Source organism: Streptomyces millisiae (assembly GCF_031845425.1).
In the GTDB taxonomy this organism is placed as follows: Bacteria; Actinomycetota; Actinomycetes; order Streptomycetales; family Streptomycetaceae; genus Streptomyces; species Streptomyces millisiae.
Window position 1 is genome coordinate 239,509 of the sequence record NZ_JAVREM010000004.1, and the last position, 15,080, is coordinate 254,588.

At 73.5% G+C, this 15,080-nt stretch carries 15 protein-coding genes and 3 tRNA genes; 9 read left to right on the plus strand and 9 right to left on the minus strand.

Annotation, left to right across the window (positions count from 1 at the left end; all coding sequences use genetic code 11):
- Nucleotides 1–93 precede the first annotated feature (93 nt).
- Genes RNC47_RS07005 through RNC47_RS07015 form a run of 3 tightly spaced genes read right to left on the minus strand, consistent with a single transcriptional unit; the run spans nucleotide 94 to nucleotide 1,159 of the window.
- Complete coding sequence (locus RNC47_RS07005; RefSeq protein ID WP_311596498.1) at nucleotides 94–414, minus strand: hypothetical protein; 321 nt, start codon at nucleotides 412–414, stop codon at nucleotides 94–96.
- A complete protein-coding gene (locus RNC47_RS07010) occupies nucleotides 411–767 on the minus strand; it encodes a hypothetical protein (RefSeq protein WP_311596500.1) in 357 nt (118 codons plus the stop codon). The genes RNC47_RS07005 and RNC47_RS07010 overlap by 4 nt, the downstream gene beginning before the upstream one ends.
- Nucleotides 761–1,159 carry an ATP-binding protein gene (locus RNC47_RS07015; protein WP_311596501.1) on the minus strand — a complete coding sequence of 133 codons (399 nt, stop codon included), beginning with the start codon at nucleotides 1,157–1,159 and terminating at the stop codon, nucleotides 761–763. The genes RNC47_RS07010 and RNC47_RS07015 overlap by 7 nt, the downstream gene beginning before the upstream one ends.
- A 213-nt stretch (nucleotides 1,160–1,372) precedes the next feature.
- Between RNC47_RS07015 and RNC47_RS07020 the strand changes: the two genes are divergently transcribed.
- Nucleotides 1,373–1,687, plus strand: coding sequence for a putative quinol monooxygenase (locus tag RNC47_RS07020; RefSeq protein WP_311596503.1), 315 nt, complete (start codon nucleotides 1,373–1,375; stop codon nucleotides 1,685–1,687).
- A complete protein-coding gene (locus RNC47_RS07025) occupies nucleotides 1,668–2,876 on the plus strand; it encodes a helix-turn-helix domain-containing protein (RefSeq protein ID WP_311596506.1) in 1,209 nt (402 codons plus the stop codon). Before RNC47_RS07020 ends, RNC47_RS07025 begins: the two co-directional genes overlap by 20 nt.
- Nucleotides 2,877–2,882: 6 nt before the next feature.
- Here RNC47_RS07025 and RNC47_RS07030 read toward each other — a convergent pair whose 3' ends face one another.
- On the minus strand, nucleotides 2,883–3,347 hold the full coding sequence (locus tag RNC47_RS07030) for a hypothetical protein (protein WP_311596508.1): 465 nt from the start codon (nucleotides 3,345–3,347) through the stop codon (nucleotides 2,883–2,885).
- Between the two features lie 13 nt (nucleotides 3,348–3,360).
- Nucleotides 3,361–3,774 carry a TIGR03668 family PPOX class F420-dependent oxidoreductase gene (locus RNC47_RS07035; protein ID WP_311596509.1) on the minus strand — a complete coding sequence of 138 codons (414 nt, stop codon included), beginning with the start codon at nucleotides 3,772–3,774 and terminating at the stop codon, nucleotides 3,361–3,363.
- 168 nt (nucleotides 3,775–3,942) lie between these two features.
- Between RNC47_RS07035 and RNC47_RS07040 the strand changes: the two genes are divergently transcribed.
- The 4 genes from RNC47_RS07040 to RNC47_RS07055 all read left to right on the plus strand — a co-directional run bounded on the left by RNC47_RS07040 (nucleotide 3,943) and on the right by RNC47_RS07055 (nucleotide 7,733).
- A complete protein-coding gene (locus RNC47_RS07040) occupies nucleotides 3,943–4,536 on the plus strand; it encodes an RNA polymerase sigma factor (RefSeq protein ID WP_311596511.1) in 594 nt (197 codons plus the stop codon).
- The gene (locus RNC47_RS07045; RefSeq protein ID WP_311596512.1) at nucleotides 4,520–5,200 is read left to right on the plus strand and encodes a hypothetical protein; all 681 of its coding nucleotides are present in this window, start codon (nucleotides 4,520–4,522) and stop codon (nucleotides 5,198–5,200) included. The genes RNC47_RS07040 and RNC47_RS07045 overlap by 17 nt, the downstream gene beginning before the upstream one ends.
- Before the next feature lie 159 nt (nucleotides 5,201–5,359).
- A complete protein-coding gene (locus RNC47_RS07050) occupies nucleotides 5,360–5,923 on the plus strand; it encodes a SigE family RNA polymerase sigma factor (RefSeq protein WP_311596513.1) in 564 nt (187 codons plus the stop codon).
- A gap of 88 nt (nucleotides 5,924–6,011) precedes the next feature.
- Nucleotides 6,012–7,733, plus strand: a complete 1,722-nt coding sequence (locus tag RNC47_RS07055) for a long-chain fatty acid--CoA ligase (RefSeq protein ID WP_311596669.1) — start codon at nucleotides 6,012–6,014, stop codon at nucleotides 7,731–7,733.
- A 21-nt stretch (nucleotides 7,734–7,754) separates the two neighbouring features.
- On the opposite strand, the gene RNC47_RS07060 is transcribed toward RNC47_RS07055, so the two are convergent.
- Nucleotides 7,755–11,273 (minus strand): hybrid sensor histidine kinase/response regulator, encoded by a 3,519-nt coding sequence (locus RNC47_RS07060; RefSeq protein ID WP_311596515.1) that lies wholly within the window; start codon nucleotides 11,271–11,273, stop codon nucleotides 7,755–7,757.
- A gap of 121 nt (nucleotides 11,274–11,394) precedes the next feature.
- Nucleotides 11,395–11,823 (minus strand): SSI family serine proteinase inhibitor, encoded by a 429-nt coding sequence (locus RNC47_RS07065; RefSeq protein ID WP_311596517.1) that lies wholly within the window; start codon nucleotides 11,821–11,823, stop codon nucleotides 11,395–11,397.
- 204 nt (nucleotides 11,824–12,027) lie between these two features.
- Between RNC47_RS07065 and RNC47_RS07070 the strand changes: the two genes are divergently transcribed.
- Nucleotides 12,028–12,117: transfer RNA gene (locus RNC47_RS07070), tRNA-Ser, on the plus strand.
- Between the two features lie 146 nt (nucleotides 12,118–12,263).
- Nucleotides 12,264–12,336, plus strand: a tRNA-Arg gene (locus tag RNC47_RS07075).
- A gap of 135 nt (nucleotides 12,337–12,471) precedes the next feature.
- On the opposite strand, the gene RNC47_RS07080 is transcribed toward RNC47_RS07075, so the two are convergent.
- Nucleotides 12,472–12,559 (minus strand) — tRNA-Ser (locus RNC47_RS07080).
- A gap of 46 nt (nucleotides 12,560–12,605) precedes the next feature.
- A complete protein-coding gene (locus RNC47_RS07085) occupies nucleotides 12,606–14,015 on the minus strand; it encodes a S1C family serine protease (protein WP_311596518.1) in 1,410 nt (469 codons plus the stop codon).
- A gap of 130 nt (nucleotides 14,016–14,145) precedes the next feature.
- Here RNC47_RS07085 and RNC47_RS07090 point away from each other — a divergent pair, with 130 nt between their 5' ends.
- Nucleotides 14,146–14,940 (plus strand): glycerophosphodiester phosphodiesterase, encoded by a 795-nt coding sequence (locus tag RNC47_RS07090; protein ID WP_311596520.1) that lies wholly within the window; start codon nucleotides 14,146–14,148, stop codon nucleotides 14,938–14,940.
- Nucleotides 14,941–15,080: the final 140 nt, after the last annotated feature.

Sequence of the window (15,080 nt, forward strand, 5' to 3'; positions counted from 1 at the left end):
GCGGGGCGGAGACAGGAGCGGCGGCCCAGGGGCCGCCGCTGCCGCGCACGCCGCGCTTGCGCGGCGCCTTGAAGTCGTAGAGAAGGTTGTAACTCACTCCGGCTGGCGGCGGTGTGGGCGTTGTCGGTCGCGTTCAATCTCGTAGGCGATGGTCTCGGCGCAGTCGAGGACGAGGCGGAGTTTGGTGAGGATGTCTCGGCGGGCCTGGTTCATGAGTTCGTAGTGGTCGGGGCTGTCTCCGTGCGGGGCCCATAGGCCGCGGTGGCCGTGTTCGTTGACGGCGTTGCGGCAGTACTGGATCACGGCGTTCATGGCTACGCGGAACTCGTCGCGGTAGCCCTGCTCGATCTCGGGGCGGAGTGGCGCCTCGTGCTCCTGGTCGTCGCCGTGGGTGGGGTGTTGGTGGTCGGTCATGGGGCCTGCTTGGGAAGTGCGGTGCGGTTGGCGGGCCGTACGGACAGCAAGTAACGAAGGCTGTCTTCGTGGATGGTGTGGGCGTACAACTCGCCCCCGACAAGGAGCGCGAGAGCGTGTTCGTGCTCGGCTTGGTCGGTGAGCCAGTGGTGGGCGATGGCGGCGGCTGGTGGGTCGAGTTGGTCTGCGATGTGCTTGGCGCGCGTATGGAGCCAGCGCATCGCTAGGCGGGGTGTGGCTGCGGGGCAGGAACCGAGCCAGAACGTCCGGTGCCCGTGGGGGTAGTAGGCGATCGCCTCGCACCAGAAGGCCAGGCGGAGTTCGAGGCGGACCGCGCGGGCCCTGGTCAGCATGAGCTGGCCCCTGGTGGCTTGGGGCGGAGTTCGGCGGTGACGGTGTGGCCTTGGTGGTCGCCGTGGATGTGGACCTTGGTCGCACAGGTGGTGACCAGGGCCAAGCCGCGACCGCTGGGGGAGTCCTCGGCAGGGTGCTCGACGTGCGGGTGGCTGGTGGTGCCGCCGGCGTCGGTCACGGTGATGGTGACGGTGGTCTCCGCGTGGGTGACGGCCAGGAGGAAGCTGCCATCTCCGCTCGCGGTGTGGGTGATCGCGTTGGCGCCGAGTTCGCTGACGACCAGGGCGGCGTCGTCCGCGCACGGATGGGTGCCGAGGATGGCTCGGGTCCAGCGGCGGGCCTGGCTGACCTCTTGGGGCAGGCCGGCGAAGGTGCGTCGGTGGGTCGGCATGGTGTCCTCCATCCCTGATGACCTGCGGTCTTCTGCGGCCCTTCGCTCGTTCGGGTCACACCCGGGGGAATGAGCCGTAGAATTAGTACGGGTACCGTACTTCACATACGGAAGCTTGGAGTGCGGGATCGCACTTTTCGTACGGGTGGATGCGGCATAGCGTTCGCCGCAAGGGCGGTGCCTGGCCGTTTCGCCGAAGAGAGAGGAACCGGGATGTTCGGACTGATGGTGCGGTTCACGTGCAAGGACGAGACCACTGCTGCCGCGTTCGATGAGCTGGTGGCGCGGACCGGGGCGCAGATTCGTGCGAACGAACCGGGAACGGTGATCTACACCGTGCACCGCGTTGACGGCCGGCCGCTGGAGCGGATCTTCTACGAGCTCTACCGCGACGTGGCCGCGTTCGAGACGCACGAGTCACAGGAGTACGTGCGGGCCTTCCTCGGCGAGCGGGAGCAGTACCTCGCCTCGACCGAGGTGGACCGCCTGGACTTCGTCTCCGGCAAGGGTGTGGACGTTGAGCAGTGAGTACGAGAAGGCGCTCGGCCGGAAGATCGCCGGCCACCGCAAGCGGCGTGGGCTGTCGCAGAAGGAGTTCGCCGGCCTGTTGGACCGCTCGGAAGCCTGGGTCTCCCAGGTCGAGCGGGGCGTGCGCCGCGTCGACCGGATGACGGTCCTGGTGAAGGTCGCCGAAGTCCTCGACATCCCCGTCGGCGAACTGGCCGCCGAAGCACCGATCGTCGCGTCCGTGGCGGAGGAGGAGGCCCCTGGGGCAGGCCGGTTGCGGCTGGTGCTCAGTGGCGCGCACGCGTTGCGGGCGGTCCTCGGACGGCCGGAGCCGGTGGACGTCGCTGCAGCGCGGGCCAAGGTGGAGCGGGCGTGGTCGTTGACGCACCAGGGTGACTACGCGGAGTTGGTCGCCCTGTTGGAGGGCTTGATTCCTCGGCTGGAGTCGGCCGCTCGGGTGGGCAGCACGGAGGAACGCCCAGAGCTGTTCCGTCTGTTGGCGACCATGTACCAGACGTGCGGGGCCGCGCTGGCCAACATGGGCGAGCCGGACGTCGCGTGGGTCGCCGTGGAGCGCGCCGTCATGGCCGCCGAACGGGCGGGCGATCCGCTGCTGATGGCGGCCGGCGGGTTCCGGTTGTCGGTCGGATTCCTCGGCGCGGGCCGTTACGAGCAAGCGGCGCAGGTCTCCGGCAGCACGGCGGAGGCCCTGGCCGGCGACGAGCGCGTCGAGGCCCTCGCGCTGCGCGGAGCCCTCGCCCTGCAACGCGCCCTCGCCGCCGGACGGCTCAACCAGGCCGAGGAGGCGTACGACCACCTCCGGCAGGCCAGGGAGTTCGCGGCACGGGTCGGTGAAGGGCGCAACGACTACAACACCGAGTTCGGGCCCACCAACGTCGCACTCCATGAAGTGGCCGTGGCCGTCGACCTCGGGGACGCCGGGGTCGCGCTGCGGGCGGCGGCGAGCGTCGACGCCTCGGGGTTGTCCCCGGAACGGCAGGCTCGTTTCGGTATCGACCTCGCGAAGGCCCATGCCCAGCGCCGCCAGATCGACCAGGCCGTCGACGCCCTCGTCAGAGTCCGGGAGTTGCTGCCCGAGATGTTCCGCACCAAGCCCACCGTCAAGCAACTCGTCGCCGACCTGCTCACCATGAGCCCACTGCCGTCCGACCGGCTCCGGGCGTTGGCGGATGAGTTGGGTTCACTCTGAGCGGCGTCAGAGGTGCCGCTTGGCCGCGCGGACCAGGGCGCTGATGGCGTCGCGGGTTTCGCGGCGGCGGGTGTCGAGTTCGGGGCGGCTGTCGGTCCTGGGGAGTTCGGTGACGGCGGCGAGGACGTCCTCGGCGGTGCGGCTCAGGGTTTCGTCGTCCGTCAGCATCTGGACGCGGAACAGGGCCTCCTGCGCCTCCGAACGCAGGTCGTAGGTGCGCGGCCGGACCGCCTCCGGGTCCTCTGGCGGCGGCTGTTCGTGGAGGCAGAACCACAGGTGGATCAGCGAGCGGCGGTAGTTGAGGAGGGTGCCGGCGTAGGTGGCGTAGGCGTCGAGGCGTTCCTGGCGAAGGCGCTCGTCGCGGGTGAAGGCGTGGGTGCGGTCGGTCGTGCGGCGTTGGAAGGCGAGGGTGAGGCCGGAGCCGAGGAGCGTGCCGAGGACGGCTATCGCGCTGGCGATGATGGCTTCCACGCACGGTAGGGGATCACGGGAGGTCGGCGTAGGACCAGCCGGTCCAGTGGGTGATGGTGATCTCGATGACGGGTCCCTCGGGTGGGTGGTCGCGGTACTGCTCGTACTTGGCGCGCAGCCAGGCGATGCGGGGGTCGGTCGGGAGGACGCGGGCCGTGCCGTCGCCGCGGGCCCACCAGAGGTGGGTCCAGTCGTCGTCGTAGTGGTCGACGAGGACGCAGACGCGGGGGTTGGCGGCGATGTTGGCGAGGCGGCGCAGCCGCTGATGCCGTTTCGGCTTGTGGTCGACCGCGGTGACGAGCGTGTCGCCGTGGGCGGCGAACGTGGCCGGGACCTGGTGGGGGGTGCCGTCGGGGGCGACGGTGGCCAGGCGCAGGACGCGGGCCTCGGTGACGAGGTGACGGGCCGTGGCGGGAGGGAGTCGCATGGTCCCGGGATAGCCGCCGGTGGTGACGAAAGCCACCCGAAGTGCGCCGGTTCGCGACTTGGTGCGCCATCTGGATGACCGATACGCTCCGTCAGACAACGAAAGCGCTCGGGGAAGTGCTCATTCCGCCGGACAAGGCGACACGGGCGGCCGTCAGGAGGTTCACCGGTGACTGAGACATCCCCTTTACGAGGTGAAGGGGTCGCCCCGCTGACCCCGTTGCCCGCCGACTTCCGCGCCTTCCACCAGCTCTACCGGCCGGCGTACGTGCGCTGGGCCGAGCTGCACCTCGGCGGTCGGGACGAGGCCGAGGAGGCCGTCGACCGCACGTTCGAGCAGATGGCCGCCGAGTGGGGCGAGGTGCTCCGGGCGGACAGCCCGGCCGGGCACGCCTGGGCGCTGCTCAAGCGGCACACCGAGGAGGCGGCGCGGGCGCGCGGGCGGCGGCCGGTGGTGATGGACACCGCCGCCTTCGAGACCGTGGCCCTGCGGGACGCCGTCGACCCGGTCGGGGAGCTCGCCGAGTCCCTCAGCGTGTACCAGGCCATCCGGGAGCTGCCCGAGCGGCAGCACGACGTCATCGTGCTGCGCTACTGCATCGGCTACAGCACCGCCGAGACCGCCGACATCCTCGGGATCAGCGAGCCCGGGGTACGCTCGACGGCCCGCTACGCGCGGCACCGGCTCAAGGAGACACTGGGGCTGAGCGGCGAGGCGGCGGAGGCGGCGAAGGAGGGCGGTGACGATGAGCAGGTCCATTGACGAGGTGCTCGCCCGGGCGGTGCTCGCCGGCGCGCCGCGCACCTACACCCGGCAGGAGATCGACGCGGCCGAGTCGCGGATAGCGGCCAGGGTCGCCGACCGGACGCGGTGCGGGGCGCTGGACCCCGACCAGATGGCGTGTCCCGGCAGCAGGGCCGCCGAGATCGCCCGCTCCCTCCGGACGCTCTGTCGCACGGTGGTCGAGCAGGAGGGCGCGCTCCAGCACATGGCGGACCTGCTCGGCGGCCGGATCCCCGAGCCGGACGGGGCGCGGGTGCTCGGCTGCGTGCTCCAGCTGGCCGGCCAGGAGGACGGCGCCCGCTTCTGGTGGCAGTTCTCCGCCGGCGCCGGGGACGGGGTCGCCTCCTACTGCCTCTACCTCCACCACCTCACCCTCGGGGAGGAGTGGGAGGCCGAGCTGTGGCACCGGCAGGCCGGGCCCGACCGGCACCCGCACGACCCGGTGGGCGAGCCGGAGGACGGCAGCGACCCGGCCCTCGTGCTGCGGGTGCTGGCCCTGCTGCGCGGCGAGCCGGGCTATCTGACGGCCGCCGCGGCGGCCGTCGTGCACTACGTCCCGGACGCCATGCGCTTCGTCGACGAGATCGAACTCCCCCTCCCCGACGAGGATTTCGCGCAGCGGATCGAGGAGCTGACCGCCTGACGATCATCAGGTGGATCCCTGAGGGTCCCTGACGAAGGACGAGTGCCCCCTCCACCTGTGGGAGGTGGAGCCAGGCCCCCTTCTACACCCTGGGGGGGATGTCCCATCGCGACCTGTGGCCGATCCGCAGGGGGGTCGATGTCTCCTAGTTTGTAAGGCATGACCACGCCCAGGACGGTCCAGATGGGGACCCCGCCGACCTTCACCTCGTATGTGCAGGCGCGCGGCCCGGTGCTGCTGCGCACGGCCCGCTCGCTGACGTCCAACCCGAGCGACGCCGAGGACCTGCTCCAGACCGCCCTCACCAAGACCTACCTGGCGTGGGAACGCATCGAGGACCACCGGGCCCTCGACGGATACGTCCGCCGGGCCCTGCTCAACACCCGCACCTCCCAGTGGCGCAAGCGGCGCGTCGACGAGTACGCGGTCGACGAGCTGCCCGAGCCCGAGCCGCTGCCCGAGCCCGACCCGGCCGAGCGGCAGGCGGTGCGGGACGCCATGTGGCGGGCGGTCGTCCGGCTGCCGGCCAGGCAGCGCGCCATGGTCGTCCTCAGGTACTACGAGGACATGAGCGAGGCCGCCACGGCCGAGCTGCTCGGCGTCTCCGTGGGCACGGTCAAGAGCGCCGTCTCGCGGGCGCTCGCCAAGCTCCGGGAGGACGCGGAGCTGGCGGGGATCGTCGACGGGGTGGAGCGCGCGGACACCGTGCTGGCCGCCGCCTGAACCACGCCCTCAGGGGGTGTCGGGGGATCGGCGCAGCCGCCAGAATCGGCGGGGACAACGTTGTCGACGCGTGCCCCCGGAGGTCCCGTTGTACGGCACCATGCAGGACGTCCCGCTCCTCGTCAGCCGCATCCTCACGCACGGCGCCACGATCCACGCCGGCTCGCGCATCACCACCTGGACCGGCGAGGGGCCGCCGCGCCGCCGCACCTTCGCCGAGAGCGCCGGACGCGCCGCCCAGCTCGCCCACGCCCTGCGCGACGACCTCGGGGTCACGGAGGGCGGCGTCGTGGGCACCCTGATGTGGAACAACGCCGAGCACGTCGAGGCGTACTTCGGCGTCCCGGCCATGGGTGCCGTGCTCCACACGCTCAACCTGCGGCTCCCGCACGACCAGTTGGCCTGGATCATCGAGCACGCCGGGGACCGCGTCGTCCTCGTCGACGGCAGCCTCGTGCCGCTGCTCGCCCCGCTGCTGCCGGCGCTGCCCCGCGTCGAGCACCTGGTCGTCGTCGGCCCCGGCGACCACGCGGCGCTCACCGCCACCGGCACCCGAGCCGCCGTCCACGACTACGAGGAGCTGATCGCCGGCCGCCCCACCTCGTACCCCTGGCCCGAGCTGGACGAGCGCACCGCCGCCGCCCTCTGCTACACCTCGGGCACCACCGGCGAGCCCAAGGGGGTGCTCTACTCGCACCGCTCGGTCTACCTGCACTGCATGCAGATCAACATGGCCGAGTCGATGGGCCTGACCACCGCCGACACGACGCTGCCGGTGGTGCCCATGTTCCACGTGAACGCCTGGGGCATCCCGCACGGGGCGTTCATGTCGGGGGTCAACCTGCTGCTCCCCGACCGCTTCCTCCAGCCGGGGCCGCTCGCCGACATGATCGCCGCCGAACGCCCCACCCACGCCGCCGCCGTCCCCACCATCTGGCAGGGCCTGCTCGCCGAGCTCGCCGAACGCCCGCGCGACATCTCGGCCCTCACCCGGGTCACCATCGGCGGCTCCGCCTGCCCGCCCACGCTGATGCGGGCCTTCGAGGAGCGGCACGGGGTCCACGTCCAGCACGCCTGGGGCATGACCGAGACCTCGCCGCTCGGCACCCTCTGCCAGCCGCCGAGCGGCCTCAGCCCCGAGGAGGAGTGGCCCTACCGCGTCACCCAGGGCCGGTTCGCGGCCGGCGTCGAGCCCCGGCTCGTCGGCCCGGACGGCACGATCCTGCCGTGGGACGGCGTCTCGGCCGGCGAGCTGGAGGTGCGCGGGCCCTGGATCGCCGGCGCCTACCACGGCGGCGCGGGCGCCGAACCGGAGCGCCCGGCGGACCGGTTCAGCCCCGACGGCTGGCTGCGGACCGGCGACGTCGGCGTCATCTCGCCCGACGGGTACCTCACGCTGACCGACCGCGCCAAGGACGTCATCAAGTCGGGCGGCGAGTGGATCTCCTCGGTGGCCCTGGAGAACCACCTGATGGCCCATCCGCGGGTCGCCGAGGCCGCCGTCGTGGCCGTGCCCGACGAGACGTGGGGCGAGCGCCCGCTGGCCGCCGTCGTGCCCGGGCCGGGTGTCGAGGCCGTCGACTACGCCGAGCTGCGCGCGTACCTCGGCGAGCGGGTGCCGCGCTGGCAGCTGCCCGAGCGGTGGGCCACCATCGCGGCGGTGCCCAAGACGAGCGTCGGCAAGTTCGACAAGAAGGCGCTGCGGGCCGGCTACGCCAAGGGCGACCTCGACGTCACCCTGCTGCCACGCCAGAGCCGGGGCGAGGCGGAGGCGGAGACGGATGCGGAGGCCGAGGCCCGGCCGTCCTGACGGCGGCCGGGCCGATCCGAGCTAGTGCGCCCCTATCTTGGTCAGCAGGTCGACGATCCTGGCCTGCACCTCGGGGTTGGTCGACCGCTCGGCCAGGAACAGCACCGTCTCGCCGGACGCCAGCAGCGGCAGCTGGCCCGGGTCCATCTCGGCCGCCGTGTAGACGACGAACGGGGTGCGGCTGAGCATCCCGTTCACCCGCAGCCAGTCGATGATCCCGGCCCGCCGGCGCCGCACCTGGTTGAGGTCCATCACCACCAGGTTGGGCCGGATCTGCGCCGCCACCTCCATCGCCTGCGCGTCCGAGGTGGCGTGCGCGGCCTGCATGCCGCGCCGCTCGAGCGAGGCGGTCAACGCGGCCGCGATCGCCGGCTGCTCCTCGACCAGCAGCACCCGTGGCGGGTGCTGCTCGCTGTCCCGGGGCGCCAACGCCTTCAGCAGCACGGCCGGGTCGGCGCCGTAGGCCGCATCCCGGCTGGCCTGCCCGAGGCCGGCCGTGACCAGCACCGGCACCTCGGCCGCCACCGCCGCGGCGCGCAGCGACTGGAGCGCCGTCCTGGTGATCGGCCCGGTCAGCGGGTCGACGAAGAGCGCCGCCGGATAGGCCGCGATCTGCGCGTCCACCTCCTCGCGGGAGTGCACGATGACCGGCCGGTAGCCCCGGTCCTGCAGCGCCTGCTGGGTCGACACGTCGGGCTCCGGCCAGACCAGCAGCCGCCGCGGGTTGTCCAGCGGCTCGGGCGGCAGCTCGTCGTCGGCGGGCCCGGGCAGCCGCATCGCGCCCTGCGAGGGATCGGTGACCTCCACCGCGCCGTTCGGCCCGTCCAGCGGCTCGGGGCCCTCGGCCGCGCCCTCGGCGGGGGCGCTGATCGCGTACTTGCGGCCGCGGCCCTGGGTGCCGGCCGGGGCCGCCGCCGGCGACTGCGCGGCCTGCTGCTGGCCGCCGCCGCGGGTGTCGTCCGCGGGCGGGGTGGCGAGCTTGCGGCGCCGGGTGGGCTGCGCCGCCGGCTGCGGCACCTGCGGGGCGGGCTGCGGCTGAACGGGCTGCGGCTGCACGGGCTGGGGTTGGGCCGGCTGCGGCTGCGCGGGTTGTGGGCGCGGCGGCCCTGGCCGCGGTGCCGCGGCGGGCAACGCGCCGGCCGCCGGGCGGCGCTCGGGCAGCGCGCCGGCCACCGGCACGCCCTGGCCCAGGGTCTGCACGGCGATGCCCGGCAGCGAACGGTCGGACCTGGCACGGTCGCTGCCCGGCATGGGCAGGGCGCGGGGCGGTCGGACGCTGGGGATCCGCGGCGCGGTGCCGTCGAGGATCGGGCTCGCCGCCACCACCGAGTGCTCGACCGGCGGGGGCTCCTCGGCCCCGGCCTCCTCCTGCGGCCCCTGGGGCGCCTGTTGGGCCTCCTGGACGGCGGGCAGCGCGGGGTTCTCCTGGCCGGGCTGCGGGCCGGCGTGGGGCGGCTGGGGGGCGCCGCCCGGCGGCGTCCCCGGCACGCCGGGCTGGCCCATCGCCGGTTCGAGGCCCACGGGCCCGGCCGGCGCCGGCGGTTGGGCCGGCGGCTGGCCCTGCGCCGGCACCGGCGCCGGGCCGAGCGCGATCGGCTCCTGCGGCGCGGGCTGCCCCTGCTGCTGCGGCAGTTGCACCCCCCCGCCCAGGCTGCCCTCCTGGCCGCCGCCCTGGCCGGCCGCGCGCCGCCGGCGGCCGGTCGGCTGCGCCGCCGGCTCGCCGCCGGGTGCCGGCTCGGCGGGCGCCTCCTCGGCCGGCGGCTGCGCCTGCGGCGCGGCCGTCAGCGAACGCCGCCGCCTGCCGTTTCCGCCGAGGGTCCCGGACTGCTGCTCCGGCACGTGCTCCACCGGCGAAGGACGCTCCTCGGACGCGGCGGCCCTGCGCCGCCGCCCGGTCGGCGGCTGCCCGGCCGGTTGCCCGTCGCTCTGCAGGTGCGCCGGCTCGATCGCCGCCGCGGGCCGGCGGGCCGGGCCGCCCGTGCCGCGTGCCGGCTGCGCCGGCACCGGCATCACCGTCGTGTCGCCACTGCCGTCCCGCACGGCGCCGGCCCCGGTCCCGGGCGCCAGCGTGCCGCCGCCGGCCGCCACCGGGACCTCGAGCACATACGCGGCGGCGCCGCCGACCTCGTGGGTCTGCAACACCCCACCGTGCATCCGGACGATGCCGCGGACGATCGGCTCGTGCACCGGGCTGCCGCCGCCGTACGGGCCACGCACCTCGATCCGCACCACGTCGCCGCGCTGCGCGGCCGCCACCACGATCGTCGAGTCGCCGGCCGGCGCGCCGCCGGCGGCGGTCTGCCCGGTCGCGTCGACGCCGGCCACGTCGGCCACCAGGTGGGCGAGGGCCTGCGCCATCCGCTCCGGGTCGACCTCGGCCTCGATGGGCGGGGCGTGCACCGCGAACTGCGCCCGCCCCGGGCCGATCAGCTCGGTCGCGCCCTCGACGCCCGCCGACACCACCTCGTCGAGCGACACCCGCTCGATCGACAGCTTCTCCCGGCCCTCGTCGAGCCGCTGGTAGCTCAGCACGTTGTCCAGCAGCGTGGTCATCCGCGAGTAGCCGGCGGCGAGATGGTGCAGCACCTGGTTGGCCTCGGGCCACAGCTGTCCCGCCGAGTCGGCGGCCAGCGAGCCGAGCTCGCCGCGCAGTTGGTCGAGCGGGCCGCGCAGGCTCTCGCCGAGCACCGACACCAGCTGGGCGTGCCGGGCCGCCAGCGCGTCGTACTTCCGGCGGTCGCTGAACGCCAGCACCGCGCCCACCAGTTGGTCGCCGTCCCGGACCGGCGCCGTGGTCAGGTCGACCGGCACCGGGCGCCCGTCCCTGGTCCACAGCACCTGGCCGCGGACCCGGTGCTTGCGGCCGGAGGTCAGGGTGTCGTGGAGCGGCGTCTCCTCGAAGGCCAGCGGCGTGCCGTCGACCCGCGAGTGCTGCGCCAACGGGTGCAGTTCCTGGCCACCGAGCTGGCTGGCCCGGTGGCCGAGGATCTGCGCGGCCGCCGGGTTCACCAGCACGATCCGGCCCGCCGTGTCGACGCCGATGACGCCCTCGGACGCGGCGCGCAGGATCATCTCCGTCTGCCGCTGCTGGCGCACCAGTTCGGCCTCGGTGTCCAACGTCCCCGACAGGTCGCGGATGATCAGGACCAACAGCTCCTCGCCGCCGTAGTCGTCCGCGAACGCCGCCTCTATCGCCGAGGCGTAGGGGGAGTGCGCGGAGTTGAGCCCGGCGCTCGTCACCTCGACCTGGAGCTCAACGCCGTCCGTGCGCCGGGCGACCATCCGGGTCGGCCTGGTCCTGGCGGTCGGGTCGTCGTCGGGGCGACGCATCGAGCCGGGGATCCGGCGCGGGTCGAACTCCGGGACGATGTCGAGGAGTCCGCGCCCGACGAGCGGGGCGCCCGGGGCGCCCAGGGTCTCCATCGCGATGGCGTTGGCGTTGACGACGGTGCCGTTACCGTTGACGAGCAACAGCGCGTCGGGCAGCGCGTCGAGTATCGCGGCGAGGCGAGCAGCGCCTCTCGCTGGCCTGCTGCTCACGACGTCGGTTCCTCCCTCTACCCACGTGTCTGTAGTGCACGTCCCGTGCGCGTCATTAGGGAGTCTACGGCCCGCCGCAACGGGCGCGACGGGGCGGCACAAAGTCGCTGTTCAGGCACGTTCAGGGCACCAGCTCGGGAAGCGCGGGCACCAACGCGTCCCAGCGGGCGATCTCGCACCCGTCCGACCTGGTGAACTCCGCGGACACCGACTCGCCTTCCCAGACGCCCTCGACGGTGGCGCGCGCCGGGCCGCCGTACATGTAGGTGCACAGCGTCCCCTCGTCGGTCGTGGCGAACGGCTGCTCGGTGTCGAGCAGCGTCTCGCAGGCCGCGTCGGCCTCGGGGTGGTCGCCGCCGGCCGGGCCACAGGTGAGGGTGTGGGTGCCGTCGACCTCGCCGGCGTCGGCGACGGTGATCACCAGCTCGTGCGAGGGGGCCGCGGCCGGCTCCACCCGCGGCCCGCGCGGCCCCTGCGGGGCGGCGGCCACGACGGCCGACGCCAGCAGGACGAGCGCGACGACGAGACCGTTCTTGTGTGTGTTGGGCATGCTCGGCATGGGGGTGCTCCAGGAGTGTCGGTGTGCGGTGCGTGATCGGATGGTTACTCGATCCTCACTGCTAACGCTCCCGACCGGCGTCCGTTGCGCAACTCGACGCGGCGGCGACACCCCCGTAGGGTGGAATCCGATTGGCTGCGGCCGTTCGGGCTGTGGCATCATTTGCGAGCACGTAGCGACCGCGCTGTCGTGCGAGGAGGCTTCGCCTAGTCTGGTCTATGGCGCCGCACTGCTAATGCGGTTTGGGGTTACCCCCCATCCCGGGTTCAAATCCCGGAGCCTCCGCATCCTCCAGTCGAGCCCCGGCCCATCCCGGCCGGGGCTTCACTGTTTCCGCAGGTCAGAGCCGCCCCAGTGCCCGCCGGGCAACTGATTTCACCCCTGGCCCGCAGTGCTGTAATGTTGTCCCCGCACCGGCCCCCAGGGCCCGGGCGCTCGTAGCTTAACGGATAGAGCATCTGACTACGGATCAGAAGGTTGCAGGTTCGAATCCTGCCGAGCGCACAGTAGGCCAGAGCCCCCGTCGATCACTCGACGGGGGCTTTCGCGTGGGCTCACGTCGCCCGATCGCGGCGGGACGGGAACGGCGACGGCCCCCGACCGCGGTGTGGTCGGGGGCCGTTCGCAAGGCTCTCGCGGCGGAGGCGGTGGGATTTGAACCCACGGTGAGGGGTTACCTCACGACGGTTTTCAAGACCGTTCCCTTCGGCCGCTCGGGCACGCCTCCTCGTGCGCGCCGGGGCGGCGCACTCGGACAGCGTAGCGGCTGTGGGTCACTGGTCTCCCACGCGTTCGCCCAACACGAGGGTGGTGGTGCGCTCCTGGCCGTCGCGCTGGTAGGTGATGTCGACCGAGTCGCCCGGCTGGTAGGTCCAGATCTGGCTGATGAGGGTGGGGCCGCTGTCGATGATGCGGTCGCCGAAGCGGGTGATCACGTCGCCCGCCTGGAGGCCGGCCTCGTCGGCCGGGCCGCCGGCGACGACGGGGTCGCTGCCGTCGTTGGTGGACTCGACGATCTGGGCGCCGTCGGTGACCGCGCCGCCGGACTCGACCGAGGCGCCGATGATCGGGTAGATCGGCTCGCCGCCGTCGATCAGGTCCTGGGCGACGCGCTCGGCCTGGTTGATCGGGATGGCGAAGCCGAGGCCGATGCTGCCCGCCTCGCCGCCGACGCTCGGGGTGGACTGGATCGCCGAGTTGACCCCGATGACCTCGCCGTCCGCGTTGAGCAGGGGGCCGCCGGAGTTGCCCGGGTTGATGGAGGCGTCGGTCTGCAGCGCGTTCATGTAGGAGGCGCTGCCGCCCTGGCCGTCGCTGGAGGCGACGGGGCGGTCCTCGGCGCTGATGATGCCGGTGGTGACCGTGCCGGAGAGGCCGAAGGGGGCGCCGATGGCGATGGTCGCGTCGCCGACGGCCACCTGGTCGGAGTCGCCCAGGGGCAGCGGCGCCAGGTCGCGGCCCTGGAGGTTGGTGATGCGGATCACCGCCACGTCGTAGCCCTCGGCGCGGCCGACGACCTCGGCGTCGTAGTTCTCCCCGTCGGAGAAGGTGACGCTGAGGGTGCCGCCGTTGGCCGCGCTGGCCACCACGTGGTTGTTCGTCATGATGTGGCCCTCCTCGTCGTAGACGAAGCCGGTGCCCGTGCTGCCCTCGGCGCCGTTGCCCGCCTCGATGGTGACCACGCTGGGCAGGGCCGCCTCCGCTATCCCGGCGACGGAGTCGGGCGGCCTGGCCACCGTGTCGCTGCCGCGGTCGGCGGAGAGCGAGGCGGAGGTGCCGTCGTCGTCGGCGACCAGGTAGCCGATGCCGCCGCCGACGCCGCCGGCGATCAGGGTGGCCGCGACGATGGCGGCGAGCAGCCCGGTGCGGCGCTTCTTCGGCGGGGGCGGCGGCGGGAACGCGGCCCAGGGCCCGGAGACCGGGCCGCCCGGCGGCTCGCTGGCGAGCGGGGCCGGCGCCGGGGCGGGGCCCGCGAAGGTGTGCTCGGCCGTCGGGGGCATGGCGGGCGCCATGGTGGTGTGGGGGGTCGGCGGCGCGGCCGGCGGCGGTGGTGGCGGCGGGGACTGGGGGGCGGGGCCCTGCGGAACGGACGGCTGCGGAGCCGGGGCCGCCCGGCCGCCGGCCTCCGGCGCACCGGTCGGCGACTCGTCCGGTGCGCCGGCGCGCTCGTTCTCGGTGCTCACGGCTCTCTCCTCGGGGACATGAAGCCAGGTCCGACATGACACGGTGTGCCAGCCAGTCTTTCCCATCCTCCGTCAGGCCGGGATAAACCCGCCGGGACCGTGACGGCCGGCCGCGTGACACCATGACGCGGTGACTGCCGACCGCCACCGCATCACGGTCATCGCGCACCGCGGGGCGTCCGAGGACGCGCCCGAGCACAGCCTGGCCGCGTACCGCAGGGCCATCGCGGACGGCGCGGACGCGCTGGAGTGCGACGTGCGCCTGACCGCCGACGGCCACCTGGTCTGTGTGCACGACCGGCGCGTCAACCGCACCTCCAACGGCCGCGGCGCCGTGTCGGCGATGGAGCTGGCCCAGCTCGCGGAGCTGGACTTCGGTTCCTGGAAGGGCCCCTCGGGCGCCGAGACGCCGGACGCCGCCGATCCGGAGCGGACCACGGTGCTGACCCTGGAGCGGCTGCTGCGCCTGGTGGGCGAGGCGGACCGGCCGGTGGGTCTCGCGATCGAGACCAAGCACCCGACCCGGTGGGCGGGGCAGGTGGAGGAGCGGCTGCTGGCGCTGCTCGAGCGGTGTCCGGTGCCGGGTCCGGTGCATGTCATGAGCTTCTCGGCGCGCTCGCTGCGCCGCGTCCGGCAGCGGGCGCCCGAACTGCCCACCGTGTACCTGATGCAGTTCCTGCTGCCCAGGCACCGGGCGGGCCGGCTGCCGCTCGGGACGGGCGTGGCGGGCCCGAGCATCCGGCTGCTGCGCCGCGACCCCGGGTATGTGGCACGCGCGCACCAGGCCGGGCACCGGGTGTTCGTGTGGACGGTGGACGAGCCGGCCGACGTCGAGCTGTGCGCGCGGCTGGGCGTCGACGCGATCATCACCAACCGGCCGCGCACGGTGCGTGATCAACTGGCGGGGCTCGGCCGGGCCGGTTGACGGGTCGGTGAACCGGCGGCGAAGGGCCGGCGACGAGCCGGCGGCCGCCTTTCTCGTTCGACAATGACCGTATTTACCCGGCGTGCAACGGCGCACCCGCTTCGTGTCGATCATTACGACTGCGTCACCAGATGTGACAT